The following is a 21744-nucleotide window of genomic DNA, read 5'->3' on the forward strand; positions in this document are numbered from 1 at the left end:
ATTTTTGGTCAGAAAACAATGGGATACTTTGAAAATCAGGCTTTCGTTTCTTCAATCGTGTTCACCTCCATATCAGTAAGGATATCTAATAGAGTTTCATAGCAATTAGTCCCCGCATGAATGAACTCCTTAATACCCAGACTCTGCCACTGGGGCTGTTTTTCTACTTCAGGGAGCCCAGCCAAGAAATATATACGTTCAGGAAATTCAGATTTTAAAGCTGTTAGAATGTTTCTACCAGCTAACTCGTACTGTTCATTTGTTCCACAAAAACAAAAATAGGGAGTAGGTGTTTCTAAGACAAATTGTTTCGCATTTTCTAAAGTTAAGATTGGGTTGCTATCCACTGCTTTCAAACCACCAGCAGCTAGATAGCCTTTCATAAAATCCAGCCTTGGTTTATGCTGCTTTATTTCGCCAAGACATATCATCCCTACTGATGGAATGGTGCCTATTTTCCCTTCGAGCTTCTTTGCCTTTCTTCGCAGCTTTTCAAAGGGTTCCGTAAGTCTCCGTGCTGGTATGGCTTCTATTTTGCTTAATGAATAGGTTCCATTTGTAAAAAAACTGTTTATGCTCCTCGGCTTGGGATTTGGTTCAGGTTCATTTATATCGGCATAAACATTTGTTCCAATCATGCTTTGCTTCCTAGTTTGAATATCTAGATTTCTTTTTAGAAAAGTTGCTTCTATTTCCTTCTGGAGCCAATTTGATTTTAAAACATTCAATATACCGCCCTGGCCCTCAATTTGCTGGAAGAATTCCCAAGCTTTTTCAGCGAGCTGAATCGTTAACTCTTCCACATACCAAGAGCCGCCAGCTGGATCAATGACTTTTTCTAGATGTGCCTCTTGTTTCAAGAGCAGTTGGATATTTCTAGCAATTCTTTCTGAAAATGGTGTGGTAACTGTAAGACTGTCAAAAGGAGTAGCTTGTAAATATTGAACCCCTCCGATAACGGCTGCAAATGCTTCATTGCCGGCCCGCAGAAGATTGACATAGGGGTCATGTAAGGATTTTGTAAACGTAGAGGTTTCGGCAGAAATGACCATCCCTCGGGCTTCATCTTTGGCACTGTAAAGTTCAGTTATACGATTCCAAAGTATCCGCGCTGCCCGAAGTTTAGCAATTTCCATGAAGAAGTTATTTCCAATAGAGAATTGGAAGACCATTTTTTTAAAAATTAAATTAAGGTCCATTTCACCATCCTGAAGGATATCAAGATAATGTACCCCTACCGCAATGGCAATTCCCAGCTCTTGAACGGCATTTGCTCCACCATTATGATAAGGGGTTATATCAATGAGTATGGTGTTAAGGTGTGGAAACCTTTGACTAAACTTGTTTATATCTTTCTTCCATTCCTCGATAAACTCCCGTGAAACAGCCCCTTCCTCCGCAAATAGGGCAATCGGGTCTGAACCCATATAACCTGTAATTTTATCAGTCATATTTTCGTCCTCTGCCATTTTTGCTAATACATTGAGAATCACTGAATGCCACCCTTTTGTATTAAGCGCTAATGGATATTGATGATAGAGGCCTGCCAGAACACTCGTAAGGCTGTCATTTGTTTCAATTAATGCTTCCGATACCCTAAAGGAAATAGCAGTTTGCCCATTTTCTAGGGCTGCATGAAGTTTCTCTTTTAATTCTCCAGGTGATTGGTAAGATAACTGCTGTGCTACCTTCCACGAATTTGTCAAATATCCGAGCGGATAAATCCCTCGCCGGTAATCAGAGCCTCCTGAATAGTTAGGAACTGGATGCTCATCCCCTCGGATATAAAGCGGTTTCAAAAAAATGTTTTCATATGTATGCCGATGTAAGGATTCAATCTTTTTCCCTTTTAGAGAGGCTTCTGCTTTAGCCTTCCAGTCATCAATTGTTTTCTGTAAAAAAGATTGATTTCTTATATTTTCCAACTCCATCTCCCCTTTCTTCCGAATTGCAGTAAAATTCAATTAATTCTACTTATTTCTATTTTATGGTACAAATAGATTTCAAGCAATGAAAACCATTGTAAAAAGTAGGTTAATCAATTTCTTCATCTTGTCCTTAATAACTTTAATAATAAAAACCGCTGTCCGTACAGGCAGCGGTAATTTATTGCTAATAAATAGTTGTGGTTGATTTTGATGTATTTTCAAGGATTTCTTTCACTCGTTGTAAGAAACGGCCGCAAACTAATCCGTCCAATACCCTGTGGTCCAGTGACATACATAGATTCACCATATCACGGACTGCAATCATGTTGTTTATGACAACAGGTCTTTTAACGATTGACTCCACTTGAAGTATTGCTGCTTGTGGATAATTAATGATTCCCATTGATTGAACGGAACCAAAGGAACCCGTGTTGTTTACCGTGAATGTACCGCCTTGCATATCTTCTGATTTTAGTTTTCCTGTTCTCACTTTAACTGCTAGTTCTGAGATTTCTCGGGCAATTCCCTTAATGGTCTTTTCATCTGCATTTTTAATGACTGGAACGTAAAGAGCATCTTCGGTTGCCACAGCAATAGAAATATTGATGTCTTTCTTTTGAATAATTTTATCCCCCGCCCACATAGAATTAATTTGTGGGAATTCTTTTAAGGCTTGGGCAACAGCTTTTACAAAAAAAGCGAAAAAAGTTAAATTGAAACCCTCTTTCTTCTTAAATTCATCTTTTAAACCATTACGATATTCCACAAGATTAGTGGCATCCACTTCTATCATGGTCCAGGCATGTGGTGCCTCATGTTTGCTGCGAAGCATATTAGCTGCGATCGCTTTACGCACCCCCGTTACAGGGATTTCTATGTCTCCTGTTTTCACAGGAACTGCTGCCGGGGTCGAAAGCGCTGCGGGCTGACTAGGGATAGCTTGTGCTGCATCATGTTTGACTTCTGGACTTTGTACTGATTCATTTAAGGGATCAACCTTGTGTTCGGTAGTTGGAATATTACCAGATTCAATTAATTTCAATAGATCCTTTCTAGTAATCCTTCCTCCCGCACCGGTGCCTGACACTTTCGTTAAATCAATGCCGTGTTGTTGAGAAATTTTTAAAACCGCTGGTGAATAGCGTGCTTTATTTTCTTGACCTGCTGCAGGTGCCGATTCTATCCTACTTGTTTCCTCCGTATTTGTCTTCACCGCCAGAGAAGGGTCCTCTGTACTGCTATCCTCAACTTCAATTGTACAAATAATCTCCCCTACGGCTAGTGTCTCTCCTTCTTCAGCAATCAGCTCTTTAATCACACCAGTAAAGGAGGACGGGACTTCTGCATTTACTTTATCGGTCATTACCTCGGCCAGCGGGTCGTATTTATTTACCATATCACCTACAGTTACTAACCACTTACTAATAGTACCTTCGGTTACACTTTCCCCTAATTGAGGCATTCTAATTTGTTCAGTTGCCACTAGTTCCATACCTCCTTAATATTCCGCAAGCTCGCGCATTGCCTTTTCGACTTTGTCCGGATTAACCATAAAGAATTTCTCCATGGTAGGAGAATAAGGCATGGCCGGGACATCTGGTCCAGCGAGCCGCATAATAGGAGCATCTAAATCAAATAAGCAATATTCCGCTATAATGGCTGAGACTTCACTTATTATACTTCCTTCCTTATTGTCCTCTGTTATTAGCAGCACCTTGCCGGTTTTAGAAGCTGCTTCAATAATTGCTTCTTTGTCAAGCGGATACACAGTTCGTAAATCAAGGATATGAACAGAAATTCCATCTTGGGCTAATTTTTCTGCCGCTTGAAGGGCAAAATGAACACATAGACCATAAGTAATAACTGTAATATCATCGCCTTCGCGTTTTATATCCGCTTTGCCGATTGGCAGTGTATAATCATTCGCTGGGACTTCACCCTTGATTAAACGATATGCCCGTTTGTGCTCGAAAAAGAGAACCGGGTCATTGTCGCGAATAGCAGCTTTTAATAGTCCTTTCGCATCGTATGGTGTTGAGGGCATTACTATTTTTAACCCCGGCTGATTAGCAAAAACCGCTTCGACTGATTGAGAATGATAGAGTGCTCCATGGACTCCTCCGCCGTAAGGGGCACGAATAACAATTGGACAGTTCCAATCATTATTAGAACGATAGCGAATTTTTGCAGCCTCAGAAATAATTTGGTTTACAGCAGGCATAATAAAATCAGCAAATTGCATCTCAGCAATTGGACGCATCCCGTACATCGCTGCCCCTATTCCTACTCCTGCGATAGCTGACTCTGCAAGTGGCGTATCAATGACCCGTTCCTCACCAAATTGTTCGTATAAGCCTTGGGTTGCTTTAAATACTCCGCCTTTCACCCCTACATCTTCACCAAGGATAAACACCTTGGGATCGCGTTCCATTTCTTCACGCATCGCCATTGTGATTGAATCAATATATGAAATAATCGCCATTTTACTTCCCCCTTACTCTTCCGTTTCCGCATAAACATATTTCAATGCATCTTCTGGTGCAGAATAAGGAGCATTTTCTGCATATTCTGTCGCCTCATTCACCAGTTTCATCACACGATCATTCATTTCTTTTTCTAGGTCATCATTTAAGACATTTGTTTCCTTCAAATAGGCTCCAAAGGTCATTAACGGATCCTTTGTTTTTGCTTTTGCCACTTCATCCGGTGCACGGTACGAACGATCGTCATCATCCGAAGAATGTGGAGTAAGCCGGTAAGAAATTGTTTCAACAAGGGTTGGACCTTCGCCACGGCGGCCCCGGTCAGCCGCCTCTTTTACAGCCTTATACACTTCGAGAGGATCATTACCATCAACAGTTACACCTGGCATCCCATATCCAATCGCACGATCTGACACCCTTTCACATGCTAATTGTTTTTCAATTGGGACTGAAATAGCATATTTATTATTTTCGCACATGAATATAACCGGAAGTTTATGCACACCTGCAAAGTTTGCCCCTTCATGGAAATCCCCTTGGTTAGAAGAACCTTCTCCAAACGTAACAAATGTTACTAAATCTTTTTTCTCCATCTTTCCTGCAAGAGCAATTCCTACAGCGTGGGGAACTTGTGTGGTAACAGGTGAAGAACCCGTTACGATTCTATTTTTCTTTTGCCCAAAATGGCCAGGCATTTGCCGGCTTCCTGAGTTCGGATCCTCCGCTTTAGCAAAACCGGAAAGCATCAATTCTGTTGGTGTCATCCCGAAGGTTAACACAACCCCCATGTCTCGGTAGTAGGGAAGTACATAATCCTTCTCCCGATCCAGAGCAAAAGCCGCTCCCACCTGTGCAGCTTCTTGGCCTTGACATGAAATAACAAATGGAATTTTCCCAGCACGATTCAATAACCACATCCGCTCATCAATGCGTCGGGCCAAAAGCATTGTCTCATACATTTCCAATACCTTTTGGTCGCTTAATCCTAAAACTACATGACGCTTCTCTGCCATTTATTTCTTACCTCCCAATTGTTCGATAAATACTAACAAATTATCAAAAGCTAATACGTTACATTTATTATGAATGAATGGCCTTCCCATCCACTGCCAAAGCTGCTTCCCCAATGGCTTCTGTCAAAGTGGGATGTGGATGAATGGTATGGGCAATTTCCCACGGTGTTGCATCTAATACCATGGCCAGCCCTGCCTCTGTGATCATGTCAGTTACATGTGGACCAATCATATGCACCCCTAGAATATCATCAGTCTCGGAATCTGCAACAATTTTTACAAAGCCATCTGAATCGCCGAAAACAAGAGCTTTCCCGATTGCCCGGAAGGAAAAATTACCTATTTTCAATTTATGGCCTTTTTCTTTTGCCTGCTCCTCAGTTATTCCTACACTGGAGACCTCCGGGTTACTATAGATGCACCTGGATACTAAGTTATAATTCATTGGCGATGGTTTTTCTCCTGCTATATGCTCAACTGCAATAATTCCCTCATGCGAGGCAACATGTGCAAGTTGTAAACCGCCTATAACGTCACCTATCGCATAAATATGGGACTCTTTCGTTTGATAAAATTCATTGGTCACGATAAAGCCATTTTCAGCTTGGATATCAGTATTTTCAAGTCCTATTCCCTCTAGATTTGCTTGGCGGCCAACTGAGACTAAGAGTTTTTCAGCCTTGAACTGTTTAAGGACCCCTTTAACCTCTGCTGAAATACTAACCTCTTGATCTTTTACAATTGTTTCAGGAAGCACCTTAGCACCGGTAACAAGGTTTATCCCCTTCTTTTTCAAGACCCGCTGCATTTCTTTAGAAATATCTTTATCCTCTGTTGGAATGATACGGTCAGCAAACTCAATAACTGTTACATTTATTCCAAAATCAGAAAGCATGGAAGCCCATTCTATTCCGATAACACCGCCTCCAACAATAATGATTGATTTTGGCAAAGTTTCAAGCTGTAACGCTTCATCAGATGATATTACCAACTGACCGTCGACTTCTAGCCCTGGAAGCGTTCTTGGTCTTGAACCAGTGGCCACAATCACATTTTTTGGAATCAGCATTTCGTTTTCCGTTCCGTTGTTCATTTCAACAGAAATAGTACCCGACATCGGTGAAAAAATCGAAGGTCCGAGGATTCGTCCAATCCCTTCATAGACATCAATCTTCCCCTGTTTCATTAGATGTTGGACGCCCTTATGTAACTGGTCAATAATCTTATTTTTTCTAGCTTGAACTTTTCCAAAATCTAATGAAACATCGCTCGTGATAACACCAAAATCCTCACCGCGCTTTGTTGTTGCAAAAACCTCTGCACTTCTTAATAAGGCCTTGCTTGGGATGCAGCCCTTATGGAGGCAGGTACCTCCCAATTTCCCTTTTTCTACAATGGCTGTTTTTAAGCCAAGCTGAGAAGCGCGAATAGCTGCCACATAGCCGCCTGTTCCACCTCCAAGAATGACCAAATCATATTCTTGTGCCACTTATGTTTCCTCCCCATAGTCGTTAGATTTTTGCAGTAGAATAATTCCCCGGATATACCTTTGCTTCTTCTTCACCGCTTAAAACCCGAAGTGCCCCTTCTGCCAAGGCTTGAAGTTCATTTTCCCCGGGTTGAACAATGACATCCGCAATCCAATTGACTCGATCGCTAATTGATTTCACCAATCCATTTGCAAAGCTGAGTCCGCCTGTTAAGATGATAGCGTCCACCTTGCCAGAAACAACCGCACTGCAAGCCCCTATTTCTTTAGCTACCTGATAGGCCATTGCTTCATAGATTAACTCTGCCACTTTGTCGCCTGCAGCAATTCTCTTTTCTACCGTTACTGTATCGTTTGTTCCAAGGTATCCGACAAGTCCACCATGCCTTACAAGTTTCTTCATCATTTCTTCCCGATAATATTCGCCTGAAAAACAAAGGGCAATTAAATCCCCTGCAGGCACAGTCCCAGCCCGTTCAGGACTAAAAGGTCCATCACCGTGCAAACCATTGTTTACATCAACAACTCTTCCTTGTTGATGGACACCGACCGTAATGCCACCGCCCATATGGGCAACAATCAAATTTAATTCACTGTATTCCTTTCCCAGCTCCTTTGCTACTCTCCTAGCAACTGCTTTTTGATTTAAGGCGTGAAAGATACTTTTTCTTTCAATTAAGGAAAAACCGGAGATCCTAGCAATTGGGGCGAGTTCGTCAACAACAACTGGATCGACAATAAAGGCAGGGATATTTAAACCTGAAGCAATTTCGTAGGCTATAATCCCACCTAAATTAGATGCATGCTGCCCCGCATAGCCAGATCTTAAATCCTTTAACATTAAATCATTGACCTGGTATGTTCCCCCTTCAATAGGACGAAGTAAGCCGCCACGTCCGCAAACAGCTGATAATTTTGATATGTTAATTCCTTCATTATCCAGTGTTTCCAAAATTACAGCCTTTCTAAATTGATGTTGGTCAATAATAGTAGTAAAAGTAGTAATAATTTCCACATCATGACGGATAGTTGTTTCAAAAATAGAAACTTCGTTATCAAAAACACCAATTTTAGTGGATGTTGATCCTGGGTTAATGGTAAGTATCCGATCTTTATAATCTGGCAACGTCGTATCCTCCACTTAAAAGATCTATCTAAAGGCAAATGCGCTGAATCCAATTCAGCGCTCTGCCTTAACATCATTTTCCTCGTAAGGGCCTTGTATTATCTTGAAATCCGATGACTTAAGATATGATGGCCATTTTGTAAAAATTGGCTTCTTGAATTACGAATTCGTGCGATTCTTTCTTCAGCCATTCTATCAGCAGCAACATAGGTTGGGATGCCATCCCGCTTCGAAATTTCAATGACCTTTTCAATCGTTGTATATAGCTGTTCAACCTTTTTCATTGCACGTTCTTGATTATATCCATAAAGCTCATCTGCCACATTGATAACGCCGCCAGCGTTTATTACATAATCCGGAGCATATACAATGCCCATTTCATGAATGATATCTCCATGACGAGCGTCCTTTAATTGATTATTAGCAGAACCTGCAATTACTTTAGCCTTCAATTGAGGGATTGTGTCATCATTAATCGTTGCCCCTAAGGCACAAGGAGCATAGATGTCACACTCAGCTCCATAAATATCATCCGGATCAACTGCACGAGCACCAAATGCTTGAACGGCACGATTTACTGCTTCTTTGTTAATGTCGGTTACAATAAGCTGCGCCCCTTCTTTATGCAGGTATTCGCAAAGTGTATACGCTACATTGCCAACTCCCTGTACTGCAACCACTCTTCCTTCAAGTGAATCCGTACCAAAGGCTTCCTTTGCCGCTGCTTTCATGCCGCGATATACACCAAAGGCAGTGACTGGAGACGGATTACCAGAAGATCCAAATGCCGGAGAAATACCTGTAACAAAATCTGTCTCCTCGTGGATTAAATCCATATCCGCCACAGTTGTCCCCACATCTTCAGCTGTAATGTATCGGCCATTTAAACCTTGGACGTAACGGCCGAAAGCTCTGAATAATTCCTCACTTTTATCTTTACGAGGATCGCCAATGATAACGGTTTTTCCTCCTCCGAGATTTAGACCTGCAGCTGCATTTTTATAGGTCATCCCTTTAGCTAGACGAAGAGCATCTTCAATCGCTGCATCCTCAGAGGCATAAGTCCACATGCGGGTACCACCCAACGCCGGACCAAGTGTTGTATCATGAATAGCTATAATAGCTTTTAGACCTGATTGCTTATCTTGACAAAAAACTAATTGCTCATAATCATATTTCTCTAAATACTTGAAGATTTCCATGAAATTTCCTCCTCAAATGGGTAAAAACCTATTTATTTACACAACATAGAGCTAACGCTAGTGAATACAGCTTGCTTTCTGCTGTATCAGCTCTTGATGTTAGCACTATTGGAGCGCTTGCTCCCGCAAGGACAGCGCCTACCTTTGCCTTAGCAAAATAAATTAATGATTTATATAACACATTCCCAACCTCGATTGTGGGTACCAATAAAATATCTGCTTTACCTGCTACGTCGCTGATAATCCCTTTGTGTTCAGCAGCTAATTCAGAAATGGCATTGTCAAGGCCAAGTGGCCCATCAACAATGCAATCGGAAATTTGCCCCCGTCTATTCATCACTGTTAATGCAGCAGCATCAAGGGTGGCCTGCATATCGGGATTAACTGCTTCAACAGCAGCAATAACCGCTACTTTAGGCATTTCGATCCCGACTGATTTGGCAAGTACAACCGTATTTTTTATAATTTGCACTTTTTGTTCTAAGTTAGGAGCAATGTTCATAGCTGCATCTGTAATTAAGAGTAGTTGACTATAACCAGGGACTTCAAAGAACGCTGTATGTGATAAAACATTCCCAGTTCTGAGTCCATACTCCTTATTTAAAACCGCCTTTAAAAAGGTATTGGATGGAATATTTCCTTTCATTAATACATTTGCTTGTTTGTTGGAAACCGCTTGAACCGCGGATTCTGCGGCACTGACTACAGAATCAGAATGAACAATTTTTAATTTATGATTATTCAAGAGCTCCTGCTTTTGCAATTTAATCAGTGAAATGATTTTTTCCTGATCACCATAAAGGATAAATTCAGCAAGATTTCGATTTAACGCATTAAGTACGGCCTCAATGACTTCTGCCGTGTCTGCAGCGGCTACAGCAACCGTATGATGGCCATTGCGTGTTGCTTGATTTATCAGTGAGTCTAGCAACAAGCTGTCATCAACCCTTTCCTCTCTTCCTCAATCCCACTTAAAAATATGCAAGTTTTATGCCATATCTCTTTTATGTAAACGTTTTATTTTAATCATCAGAACAATGCAATAAATTTCAGACCATGAAATTTATTGCATGCTATTTTTTTCAAGATTGTATTTTTCTAGTTTATAATAAAGGTTTCTTACTGATAAACCTAATGTTTTAGCTGTCATTGTTTTATTTCCGTGTAAACGTAAAAGAGTTTCCTGGATAATCCTTGCTTCGTATTCCTCCACCATTTCTGGCAAGGTCTTTTCTAAATTTAAGGGTTCTCGGGATTTCATTCCAGAAGATTCTATCCTTATCGTATTGTTTCTTAATTCCGGAAGATGGTTAATATCGATGAAGGTATCGTTATAATTCATAAAAATAATCGCTCTGCCAAGGATATTTTCTAATTCTCTCACATTTCCCGGCCAGTCATATTCCATTATTTGAACTAGTGCTTTTTTCGTTACTCCTTCGACATTTCTTCCATAATCCCGATTAATTTTATTTATCAGCCTGCTGCATAAAACAGGGATCTCCTCTTTACGCTTCCTGAGCGGTGGAATTTGAATTGGCATGCGGTTTAATCGATAATATAAGTCTTCCCTAAACGAACCTTTAGCAATACCCTTTTCCAGATTTACATTTGTTGCAGCAATGATTCGGACGTTTATGTTGATAGGCTTTGTACCACCCACGCGGATAATTTCACCTTCTTGCAGTACCCTTAAGAGCTTTGCCTGGGTATTGGCAGACAATTCCCCTATCTCGTCAAGAAAGATACTGCCGTTGTTCGCTTCCTCAAAAAGACCGCGTTTTCCTCCCCTTAGTGCACCTGAAAAGGCACCTTCCTCATAGCCAAATAATTCACTCTCTAATAACGATTCAGAAATTGCGGCACAATTTACACGAATAAATTTATTGTATTTTCGATCACTTGCATTATGTATGGCATGGGCAAACAACTCTTTCCCTGTTCCCGATTCGCCTCGCAGCAGTACAGTTGCAGGAGTTTTTGCCCCCAGCTTTGCCTGTTCAATGGCAATCACCATTTCCTCTGATATGCCGATAATATCCTCGAATGTGTATTTTGCTTCAAGAGTCCGGATGATTTGTCTAGCCCGATTCAATTCTCTGCTTAACGATTTCATCTCTGACATATCATGGATCACACCGACACTGCCTTTTAATTTCCCTTCTACAATAATCGGGGCTACATTCACAATTACCTCCCTTTTATTGGGGCCTACCCTCATTGGGACACCACGTACAGCCCTTCTTGTCTGTAAAACCTTCATATGCATACTTTCACCTTCAGAAATGTCAGCATTTGCAGGCTTTCCAATGACTTGATCTTTGGTAAGGCCAGTTAGTCTGGTGTAAGCTGGATTAATAAGGATTCCACGGCCATTCTCATCAACAACGGAGATGGCATCATCACTCGAATGAATAATGGCCTGAAGCATAGTTTGAATTTCCTTTAAATTAGTGATTTCCTCCGCTAAATTGACCACTTCTGTTATATCCTTAAAAACAGCAAATGCCCCCATCAATGTTCCATTTTCTTCAACGATCGGAATACGGGTCGTAATAATTTTCCGTCCATTACCTAATTCCATTTCCTGATTAGATTCCACTCTTCTTGTTTTCAAAATTAATAAAAGCCTGCTCGTCGGAATAACTTCTAGAACATCCTTACCAACTGCCTGCTCTTTGTTAACACCCATGATTTCTTCAGCTCTTTTATTAAAAAGAATTACTTTTCCATGATTATCGATTACCACCATACCATCATTGGCAGCGTTAAAAATTAGTTCCTGCTTATATGAATCATTTTGGAGCTTTGCCACAAGTTCTTCCTTTTCTTCCATAAGCTTTGATACCAAGAAGGCAACGCTCCCGGGAATTAATACCGTTTGCTTATTTTTGGCATTTCGAATTTCATGAAAAACTTCATCATTTCCTGTCACTTCAATAATGATATCAATATTCTCATTTAAAAACGTCTGCCAGCTTGTCCCTGTATTAATTCCCTCTTTGCGAGCGAGGATAATCCCGGGTGCATTTTCGTTTCGATCAATAACAACTTGAACGTTAAGCACTTCGGATTCTTTTAGAATTTCTAAGATTGCCGTTCCACCTTTACCAGCTCCAACAATCATAATGTTCTGCATTTATTTTACCCCTTTTGGTATTAGGAAATTTTTTGCATTCACCAAAGAAGAATCTCTGCAATTCTCTTCATTACCAATTTTATAACTAAAAGACTCATCTTGACAATTTTCATCTATAAAAAAATATTTTGTTGAGATATAATGATATAGAAGTCAGAAAATTATCTAGTAATTGGAAGGATTTATTTATGATACGTATTATCGCTCTCATCATTTTAGTCATTCCAGGTGCATTAGCGGCTTTAGGCATTAAATTAATGCGTGATATGACATTCGGAATTCTGCAAACGCCATTTCCAAATTTATTATTGCAATTCTTAACAGGATTGATTTTTTTTATCGGGGGTCTTGGATTTGTTGCCGGATTTATTTTTCACCGTGACCGTAAGCGCAATAAAGTCCAGCCTAAGTTTAAGAAATGATGATTCGTTCGTAACTTAAAAGGGAGAGGCCGTTCTACTGAACAGCCCTCTCCTTTTCAATTAGCAGATCGATTCGTCACAATTTGTCCACATATTGTTTTCTAATCCGAAGAGCCTTAGCGGGATCATCTGTTATTATAGCTGTACAATTAATTTTAAAAAACCGGTTCATATCTATATCTTTGTTAACTGTATAGGGGCGTACTGCAATACCATTATCCATGGTATTAATAAGTATACTATCGGACATAGCAGAGTGTTTAGGATGAATCCCTTTTGCACGTATTGATTGAGAATAAATCCAAGGCATATAAATTCCTTCTATAAACAGTGGTGCTGTTTCAATCTCTGGTGCAATCCTGTAGCTGTAAACTATACTATAATGATTAAAGGACGATATAATAATCCGATCACTCAGCCCATAGTTTCTAACTAATTGGACTACTTTTTTTTCCATTCCATCATAGGGAATGAGTCCATTTTTCAACTCAATATTACAGATTAATTTGTTGGTTTGGAGCCATTCCAATACTTCTATTAAGGATGGGATCTGTTCTTTCCTTAACCCTTTTTTGTTGGCATTTAATTTTCTAATATCTTTATATAAGAGATCCTTAACAAACCCGCTTCCGGTGGTTGTTCGATCCACTTTTTCATCATGGATTACGACTATTTCACCATCCTTCGTTAACTGTACATCCAGTTCTAGTCCATCGGCACCAGCTTTTTCAGCTTCTATAAAAGCGCCCATCGTATTTTCAGCAAATAAAGCGGAATATCCACGATGTGCAAATATTTGTGTCATATTTTCACTTCCCAACATTTAAATTGAGGAATAGACTTGTAACCATTACAATTATTAACAAAAACTGCCTAAAGCTATTTCGTGGATTAAAATACCGTTAGAACAGCTTATGCATTTTACCTCAACATATTCTATTACAAAAACTTATGGAATTAGAAAAGAAGGAAAAAAATTAATCGATAAAAAACTAATAAAGGCCTTCATTCACTGGAATGAAGGCCTTCGCTGCTTTAGTGATTTTTCAAGAAGCCTTATGTTCAAGGCGTAATTTATCTGCTACCATGGCAATAAATTCACTATTAGTAGGCTTTGCTTTCGTCATACTGACTGTATAACCGAATAGAGAGGAAATGGAGTCAATATTCCCCCGGCTCCAAGCCACTTCAATTGCATGACGAATGGCCCGCTCTACACGGCTTGCTGTTGTATTATACTTTTTAGCGATATCCGGATATAGTACTTTTGTGATCGAACCTAGAAGTTCGATATCGTTGTATACCATTGAAATGGCTTCACGCAAATATAAGTATCCTTTAATATGCGCTGGAACGCCTATTTCATGAATAATACTAGTGATGCTTGCGTCAAGATTTTTTGGTTTTTGTTCAGACTGAGACCGATAACTTACACTAGGAGCCTTCCTAGTAAAAGTATTCGCATTACCGCTAACTTGACGAATATGGCTGCCGAGATTTTCCATATCAAAAGGTTTTAAGATAAAGTAGGAAGCACCAAGTTCAACCGCCTTTTTGGTAACATCCTCTTGACCAAATGCAGTTAGCATAATAACATTTGGAATCGTTCCTTTTTTTACATCACGTAAACGCTCAAGAACAGCTAATCCGTCAAGATGCGGCATAATGATATCCAGCACAAGTACATCTGGGTCTACGGAAGCAAGCATATCTAAACATTCTTGACCGTTGTGTGCTATACCGACAACTTCCATATCTTCTTGGGAGGAAATATAGTCCTCTAATAATCCTACTAACTCTCTATTATCATCAACAACAAATACCTTTATCTTTTTCAAATCCTGTTCCTCCCTCATACAAATCGTGTCTCTATTTTCAATCGAACATTCAAATCGTTTTTTTTCTCTTAATTCTATTCTAAATTAGAAATTCGACAATGCAACAAAAATTCCTTTCATTTTTTAAATATTTGTTAAAATAGTGATAAAATCTTATCTTTTCTTTGTTTTACTTCCTTATTCGACGTAAAACGCATCATTACCAATTTATTACTGCCTTTTGTCGAATTTTCCTTATAAAAAAAACAAGCAAAATAGGTCATTGCACCTATTTTGCTTGGAATTCAACTTGCTTTTTCTTTTGGCGTTTCATATATATTAATTCCAGCTTCATTTAGCATCCACTCAATATGGACTCCATAGCCGGATGTAGGATCATTGACAAAGACATGTGTTACAGCTCCGACAAGCTTACCGTTTTGAATAATCGGACTGCCACTCATCCCCTGTACAATTCCTCCTGTCTTTTCAAGCAGCTTTGGATCGGTTACTTTTATAACCATGCCTTTTGTTGCCGGAAACTTTTGCGGGATTGTACTAACAATTTTGATATCAAATTCTTCTACTCGATCACTATCAACCACTGTTAAAATTTTTGCAGGTCCTTCTTTTACCTGATCAGATAGGGCAATTGGAAGTGGTTTATCCAATATACCATTTTTTAATTCACGGTTTAATTCCCCGAAAATTCCAAACGGGCTGTTCTTTTGAATGTTACCAACAATTTCATGATCCGAAGAAAAACGAGCAAGCTTTTCACCTGGATCTCCATTACTTCCTTTTTCTATCGATGTTACAGTAGAACGGACAATTTGCCCATCTTCTACAACGATTGGTTTTTTTGTATCCATGTCTGAAATTACATGCCCAAGGGCACCATATTTTTTAGATTGTGGATGAACAAAGGTCATGGTTCCAATACCAGCTGCAGAATCTCTGATATATAGTCCAAGCTTATAAGTGTTCTCTCCCTTGTCTTTCAAAGGAGTTAGTTTGGTGGTAAATTTTCCAGTTTCTCGGCTTATGACTAAATCAAGGGCTTTACCATCTTGTCCTGCCGATTGAACAAAAGGGGCTACGTCTGTCATTTTCTCAATTTTACTGCCATTGATTTCTGTTATGATATCTCCAACTTTAATTCCTGCAATTTCACCTGGAGACTTTTTTCCATTTTCTGTGTTAATTAAATGGTGACCAACCACTAACACACCAACTGTATTTAGTTTTACACCAATTGATTGACCTCCGGGTAAGACACGGAAATCTTTTAAGACACGTACATCAACCTTTTTAATGGGAATCCCTGCATACTCTAGAAGCATTTCATTTTTGCCGTGTTCAATTGCTTTAACTGATACCGACTTTTTTTCCTGATTAAGTGTGATATTTGAATTGTGAGAAGCTATGGCGGCTGTTACCGGTGCAGCCTTTTGGAACGTGTAATCTTGTCCTTCAAAAACGGTTATTGACTTTGGTATTGAAAGGTATTGCTGTAAGGGCTGAAAAAAAATAAGGCTAATTAATGAAACAAGGAGAATTCCACCAATAATCTTTCTAATTATTTCTAACTTCAAATCCTTCACTCTCCTCGCTTCTTTTCATTGCACTTATAAAAATGGCTACATCTATAATTTTGCCTCCTTGACAATCATTTATAACTTCGTTCAACATAAAAAAGCTACCCAATTTGGATAGCATTTCATTTTATCTTATTTTTACCAGCTAATTGCAATAATTCTTCTGCATGTTTCTTCGTTAAATCGGTTATTTCCGTACCAGAAATCATTCGACCTATTTCTTTTATTTTCTCTTCTGTCTTTAATGGTGTAACAGATGTCTTGGTACGTCCGCCCTTTATAATTTTTGCAATAAACAAGTGAGTATCTGCCATTGCTGCCACTTGCGGTAAATGGGAAATACAAAGAACTTGAGAACCTGCTGCGACCTTATATATCTTTTCAGCAATCGATTGAGCGACTCTACCGCTGACACCGGTATCTACTTCATCAAAAATAATCGATGTTACCCCTTGATGTTTAGAAAATATACTTTTTAATGCCAGCATAATTCGTGACAATTCTCCACCCGATGCCACTTTTGACAATGGTTTTAGGGGTTCTCCAGGATTAGTTGAAATATAGAACTCTATATGATCGACACCATTTTTTGCAAAATGATGCCGTTCGGATTCAAATCTTATTTCAAAAATAGTTTTCTCCATGTACAGTTCTTTTAATTCTTTATGAATTAATTTTGTCAGCTTGTTTGCCCATTTATGGCGAAGTTCCGTTAATTGTTGTGCTTCAAGCACCAAGTCTTTTTTGATAGATGTTAATTCCTTTTCGAGTTCTCCGATATGCGTTTCTTTGTTTTGCAATGTTTCAATTTCTTCTTCAATCTTGGCAGCGTATTCTAATATTTCCGTAATGGTTTTCCCGTATTTCCGTTTAAGCTGATTAATTTCGTTCAAACGACCTTCAATTTCGTTTAATCTCTGTGGGTCATATTCAAGACCATCTAATTCATTTCTTAATGTATGTGCGGCATCTTCTAATTGGTAAAAACTATTTGAAACTGAATCAGATAAGTCTTGATAGGTAGAATCAAGTGCAGCAGCCTCTTCAAGGGAGCCCATGACCATCCCAATCCAATCTAGTCCCTTTTGTTCTCCCTTTAGAGCGTTATATCCAGTTTGAATGGCCTCGAATACCCTTTCGAAATTCCCTAATTTTCTTTTTTCCTCAGACAATTCTTCATCTTCATTTGGTTTTAAATCTGCCTTTTGGATTTCATCTAACTGAAATTGAATTAGATCCAGCCGATGTGCTGTCTGCTGGTCGTTCTCGCTCAAGGATTTAAGTTTATGTAGTGTTTGCTCAAAACGGCGAAATACCTGTGAATATTCATTCTGAGCAGGATAAATTGACTCTGCCCCGAATTGATCAAGTAATGTCAAGTGTCTTGTTTCATCCATAAGCTCCTGATGTTCATGCTGACCATGTATATCTACAAGTGTTGCACCTATTTCTCTGAGAATTGAAATAGTCACCAGTTTTCCATTGATCCGGCAAACACTTTTCCCAGTCCGGGCAATATCACGCCGTAAAATCAGCATGCCCTCTTCAATCTCAATCCCAAATTCATACGCTTTTGACTTAACTGGATGGTTAGGATCATCTATTTGGAATAACCCTTCAATAATGGCTTTTTCTTCACCATGACGGACAAATTCAGCAGACCCTCTGCCACCCACTAATAAATGGATGGCATCGATAATAATGGATTTACCAGCACCTGTTTCACCCGTTAGAACCGTTAACCCTTTTTCAAACGAGATCGACAAATCCTCAATAATGGCGAAGTTTTTTATTGATAATTCTGCTAACAAGGTACTTCCCCCCATTTAAAGCATGTCAAGGAACCGGTTTGTAATGACCTCAGTGTCTTCCGGTGTTCGACAAATAATTAACATGGTATCATCACCACAAATTGTTCCCAGTATTTCATCCCAGTCAAGGTTATCAATTAATGCACCTATTGCCATAGCGTTACCAGGCAGGCATTTCATGACGAGTAAATGACCCGCGGAATCAATTCTGACAAAAGCGTCAATAAGCGATCGTTTTAATTTTTGCAAAGGGTTAAAGCGTTGGTCCGCAGGCAAGCTGTATTTATAGCGTCCATCTGTTAATGGAACTTTAACCAAGTGCAATTCTTTAATATCTCTAGAGACGGTTGCCTGCGTTACATTATATCCTGCACTCTTTAATTCATCTACTAATTCATCTTGCGTCTCAATATCGTTGCTGGCAATAATTTCTCTTATTTTAATATGGCGTTGACCTTTATTCATTTTTTCACCTCGTTATAAGAAAAGCGCAAGCGCCTTGGTCAGCCCCGACAAGCATAAGACGAGCCGGCCGAAAGGTTGCTTTTTAACCTTTTGGACGGATTGACTTATGACCTCGAGGGGCTAGGCGCTGGAGCTAGACATTTCTCAAAGTCAAAAACTTTTATACTTTCTTATCTCATAAGAAAAGCGCAAGCGCCTTGGTCACCCCCGACAAGCATAAGACAAGCCGGCCGAAAGGTTAATTTTAACCTTTTGGACGAGGCTGTAGACCATCGAGGGGCTAGGCACTGGAGCTAGACAATTCTCAAAGTTAAAAGCTTTTTACTTTTGAATCTAATAAAAGAACATCAGTGTATGTCCTATCTACCAATATGTTAGCCCATTTCCAAAGGAATGTACATTTTTTTCTCATAAAAATACATTCACATACAAAAGGGATAGGCTATTTGCCTACCCTTCATCCCGTTTTGTGTGAAATTCCTTATGGGATTGCTCGACAATTTCAGCAGGCTGAATTTGCAGTTGATTAATCCCCGCTTCTCGTTCATTTTCCCATCTTAGGTGAAGCAAAAATTCAATATTTCCGTCTCCTCCTGTAATAGGGGAGTAGGATAAGTTTTTAACAATATAGCCTTCCTTGATGGAAAAGTTAATAATTTTTTCAATAACCTGTAGATGTACTTTTTCATCACGTACAATTCCTTTTTTACCGACTTGCTCTCGTCCAGCCTCGAATTGCGGCTTAACCAAAGCAATAATATCACTGCCAGGAATTAATAATGTTTTTAGAACTGGTAAAATCAATGTTAATGAAATGAACGATACATCGATGGTGGCAAAGTTTGGCATTTCACGACTTAAATCTGCTGGTGTGACATAACGAAAATTGGTTCTTTCCATTACAATTACACGTTCATCCTGCCTCAGTTTCCATGCCAGCTGATTATAACCTACATCGAGGGCATAGGACATCTTTGCACCATTTTGCAATGCACAATCTGTAAACCCACCAGTGGAAGAACCGATATCCAATAAAACCTTATTTTCGACATTCACATCAAAGACCTTTAATGCCTTTTCCAGCTTTAATCCACCACGACTCACATATGGAAGTACATTCCCCTTTATATTTAAGGGTATATCTACTTTAACCTTCTCACCAGGTTTATCTAGTCGTTCCTCATTTGTATAAACTAAACCTGCCATAATCGCTCTTTTTGCCTTTTCCCGGGTCTCAATGAGTCCTCTTTCAACTAATAAAACATCTAAACGTTCTTTGTTTTTCATATTTATGCCCTTTGTTGTTTTTTTCTGGCCTGCGCTAAAATAGAAGTCCTCTTTACTGCTTCTTCTGTTGTTAAACCGATTTCCTCAAGTAAGGAATCTACATCACCATGTTCAATAAATCGATCTGGAATCCCTATTCTGTCAATAAATGCATCGTGATATCCCTGGGATCCCGCATACTCAAGGATTGCACTGCCAAACCCACCTTGCAAAACAGCCTCCTCAATCGTCAGGATAGGGATTTGTTTATCAAGAAGCTCCGTTAGCATTATTTCATCAATCGGCTTAATAAACCTAGCATTAACAACTCTAATGGATAATCCTTGTTTTTCAAGACTTTGTGCGGCCTCCATTGCCATTGGAATGGTGGTACCAAAGGTTAAGATCGCCGCATCTGTTCCTTCTTTTATGGTCTCCCAAGTGCCAATCGGAATGTTCTGGAGGTCTTCATCCATCTCTACCCCTAATCCATTACCGCGTGGAAATCTCATAGCAATCGGTCCATCATTATAATTTAATGCGGTATAAACCATATGCTGACCTTCATTTTCGTCCTTAGGCATCATTAAGACCAGATTGGGGATATGCCTTAAAAAAGCTATATCAAATACTCCTTGATGCGTTTCACCGTCCGCACCTACTAAACCAGCACGGTCAATTCCAATAAAAACATTTAAATTTTGCCGGCAAATATCATGAAGCACTTGGTCATAGGCTCGTTGTAAAAAGGTTGAATAAATGGCCAAAAAAGGCTTCATATTTTGAGTGGCCAATCCTGCTGCAACAGTTGCAGCGTGCTGCTCGGCAATCCCCACATCGAACATTCGGTCTGGGAACTCGCTGGCAAAACCTTCTAGCTTCGAACCTACCGGCATTGCTGGGGTAATTGCAACAATTCGCTCGTCACTCCTTGCAAGCTTACGGACCGTTTCGCTGACAACACTGCTCCATGCAGGCGGTTGCTTTTTTGTTGGTTTGACAAAATCTCCTGTATCCATTTTATATGGTCCCGTTCCATGCCAAGTACCAATCTTGTCACTTTCAGCCGGTCTAAACCCCTTCCCCTTTTTTGTAATAACATGGAGAATCACAGGTCCGTCGGTCTTTTTTGCTGATTGGAGGCTTTCAAATAAAGTATCAAAATTATGACCATCAATCGGTCCTAAATAAGTAAAGCCCAGCTCTTCAAAGAACATACCGGAAACCACTAAATACTTCAGGCTATCCTTTACTCTTTCAGCCGTTGCAGCCAGTTTTCCGCCAACAGCGGGAATTTTCTTTAACAGTACTTCAAGTTCATCTTTTACCCATTGATATTTTCCAGCCGTCCGTAATTGACCCAAAATATTATGAAGTGCACCGACATTGGGAGCAATGGACATTTCATTGTCATTAAGGACTACAATCATATCTTTTTTCTCATGTCCAATATGATTTAGGGCCTCAAGTGCCATTCCGCCCGTTAAGGCACCGTCGCCAATTACAGGGACTACAAAGGAATTCTCTTTTTTCAGATCCCTTGCAATTGCCATACCCATAGCAGCTGAAAGAGAAGTGGAGCTGTGTCCCGTCTCCCAAACATCGTGCGCACTTTCTTCCCGTTTCGGAAAACCGCATAACCCCTTAAATTGTCTTAACGTGTCAAATTCACTGGCCCTGCCAGTTAAAATTTTATGAACATAGGATTGGTGACCAACATCCCAAATAATTTTATCCCTCGGACTATCAAAACATCTATGTAATGCGAGCGTTAGTTCCACCACACCTAAATTTGGCCCGATATGCCCTCCCGTTACAGATAATTTTTGAATTAAAAACTCACGAATTTCTTGACTAAGAGCCTCAAGCTCCTGATTCGACATCCTTTTTAAGAAGGATGGGTCCTTTATTGATAATAAATCCATTTCTGGACCACTCACTTTCATTCTTTTTCGTTCTACATATATTATTCCTAGTATTTCTAT

General features: G+C 39.6%; 18 protein-coding genes. 2 read left to right on the top strand and 16 right to left on the bottom strand.

Annotated features, from left to right (window positions below; translation table 11 throughout):
- Window positions 1–35 precede the first annotated feature (35 nt).
- The 9 genes from M3226_RS02195 to M3226_RS02235 form a co-directional block, all read right to left on the bottom strand.
- On the bottom strand, window positions 36–1931 hold the full coding sequence (locus M3226_RS02195) for a methylmalonyl-CoA mutase subunit beta (protein ID WP_251562125.1): 1896 nt from the start codon (window positions 1929–1931) through the stop codon (window positions 36–38).
- Window positions 1932–2112: 181 nt separating this feature from the next.
- Window positions 2113–3411 (bottom strand): dihydrolipoamide acetyltransferase family protein, encoded by a 1299-nt coding sequence (locus M3226_RS02200; RefSeq protein WP_251562127.1) that lies wholly within the window; start codon window positions 3409–3411, stop codon window positions 2113–2115.
- Between the two features lie 15 nt (window positions 3412–3426).
- A complete protein-coding gene (locus M3226_RS02205; protein WP_251562128.1) occupies window positions 3427–4410 on the bottom strand; it encodes an alpha-ketoacid dehydrogenase subunit beta in 984 nt (327 codons plus the stop codon).
- Between the two features lie 12 nt (window positions 4411–4422).
- Window positions 4423–5424, bottom strand: a complete 1002-nt coding sequence (locus M3226_RS02210) for a thiamine pyrophosphate-dependent dehydrogenase E1 component subunit alpha (RefSeq protein ID WP_251562130.1) — start codon at window positions 5422–5424, stop codon at window positions 4423–4425.
- Window positions 5425–5491: 67 nt separating this feature from the next.
- Window positions 5492–6913 (bottom strand): dihydrolipoyl dehydrogenase, encoded by a 1422-nt coding sequence (gene lpdA, locus M3226_RS02215; RefSeq protein WP_251562133.1) that lies wholly within the window; start codon window positions 6911–6913, stop codon window positions 5492–5494.
- 22 nt (window positions 6914–6935) lie between these two features.
- Window positions 6936–8039, bottom strand: a complete 1104-nt coding sequence (gene buk / locus M3226_RS02220; RefSeq protein WP_251562135.1) for a butyrate kinase — start codon at window positions 8037–8039, stop codon at window positions 6936–6938.
- A gap of 98 nt (window positions 8040–8137) precedes the next feature.
- Window positions 8138–9241: a branched-chain amino acid dehydrogenase gene (gene bcd, locus M3226_RS02225; protein ID WP_251562137.1), complete on the bottom strand. Its 1104-nt coding sequence runs from the start codon at window positions 9239–9241 to the stop codon at window positions 8138–8140.
- A gap of 28 nt (window positions 9242–9269) precedes the next feature.
- Window positions 9270–10175, bottom strand: coding sequence for a phosphate butyryltransferase (yqiS, locus tag M3226_RS02230; protein WP_251562139.1), 906 nt, complete (start codon window positions 10173–10175; stop codon window positions 9270–9272).
- A 129-nt stretch (window positions 10176–10304) separates the two neighbouring features.
- Entirely contained in the window at window positions 10305–12380 is a 2076-nt protein-coding gene (locus M3226_RS02235) for a sigma-54 interaction domain-containing protein (protein WP_251562141.1), read from the bottom strand.
- Window positions 12381–12568: 188 nt separating this feature from the next.
- On the opposite strand from M3226_RS02235, the gene M3226_RS02240 reads away from it, so the two are divergent.
- The gene (locus tag M3226_RS02240) at window positions 12569–12802 is read left to right on the top strand and encodes a DUF2627 domain-containing protein (protein ID WP_098530082.1); all 234 of its coding nucleotides are present in this window, start codon (window positions 12569–12571) and stop codon (window positions 12800–12802) included.
- Window positions 12803–12878: 76 nt separating this feature from the next.
- On the opposite strand, the gene M3226_RS02245 is transcribed toward M3226_RS02240, so the two are convergent.
- Complete coding sequence (locus tag M3226_RS02245; RefSeq protein ID WP_251562142.1) at window positions 12879–13607, bottom strand: glycerophosphodiester phosphodiesterase; 729 nt, start codon at window positions 13605–13607, stop codon at window positions 12879–12881.
- Window positions 13608–13735: 128 nt separating this feature from the next.
- On the opposite strand from M3226_RS02245, the gene M3226_RS32470 reads away from it, so the two are divergent.
- A complete protein-coding gene (locus M3226_RS32470; RefSeq protein WP_251562361.1) occupies window positions 13736–13783 on the top strand; it encodes a hypothetical protein in 48 nt (15 codons plus the stop codon).
- Window positions 13784–13848: 65 nt separating this feature from the next.
- On the opposite strand, the gene spo0A is transcribed toward M3226_RS32470, so the two are convergent.
- The 6 genes from spo0A to dxs all read right to left on the bottom strand — a co-directional run bounded on the left by spo0A (window position 13849) and on the right by dxs (window position 21684).
- A complete protein-coding gene (gene spo0A / locus M3226_RS02255; RefSeq protein WP_251562145.1) occupies window positions 13849–14640 on the bottom strand; it encodes a sporulation transcription factor Spo0A in 792 nt (263 codons plus the stop codon).
- A gap of 284 nt (window positions 14641–14924) precedes the next feature.
- Window positions 14925–16214: a SpoIVB peptidase gene (gene spoIVB / locus M3226_RS02260; protein WP_251562147.1), complete on the bottom strand. Its 1290-nt coding sequence runs from the start codon at window positions 16212–16214 to the stop codon at window positions 14925–14927.
- Window positions 16215–16339: 125 nt separating this feature from the next.
- Window positions 16340–18028 (bottom strand): DNA repair protein RecN, encoded by a 1689-nt coding sequence (gene recN, locus M3226_RS02265; protein ID WP_251562149.1) that lies wholly within the window; start codon window positions 18026–18028, stop codon window positions 16340–16342.
- 15 nt (window positions 18029–18043) lie between these two features.
- Window positions 18044–18493, bottom strand: a complete 450-nt coding sequence (gene ahrC / locus M3226_RS02270) for a transcriptional regulator AhrC/ArgR (protein WP_098530077.1) — start codon at window positions 18491–18493, stop codon at window positions 18044–18046.
- Window positions 18494–18943: 450 nt separating this feature from the next.
- On the bottom strand, window positions 18944–19780 hold the full coding sequence (locus M3226_RS02275) for a TlyA family RNA methyltransferase (protein WP_251562151.1): 837 nt from the start codon (window positions 19778–19780) through the stop codon (window positions 18944–18946).
- 2 nt (window positions 19781–19782) lie between these two features.
- Window positions 19783–21684, bottom strand: a complete 1902-nt coding sequence (gene dxs / locus M3226_RS02280; protein WP_251562363.1) for a 1-deoxy-D-xylulose-5-phosphate synthase — start codon at window positions 21682–21684, stop codon at window positions 19783–19785.
- Window positions 21685–21744 lie beyond the last annotated feature (60 nt).

It is taken from the genome of Neobacillus cucumis, from assembly GCF_023715505.1.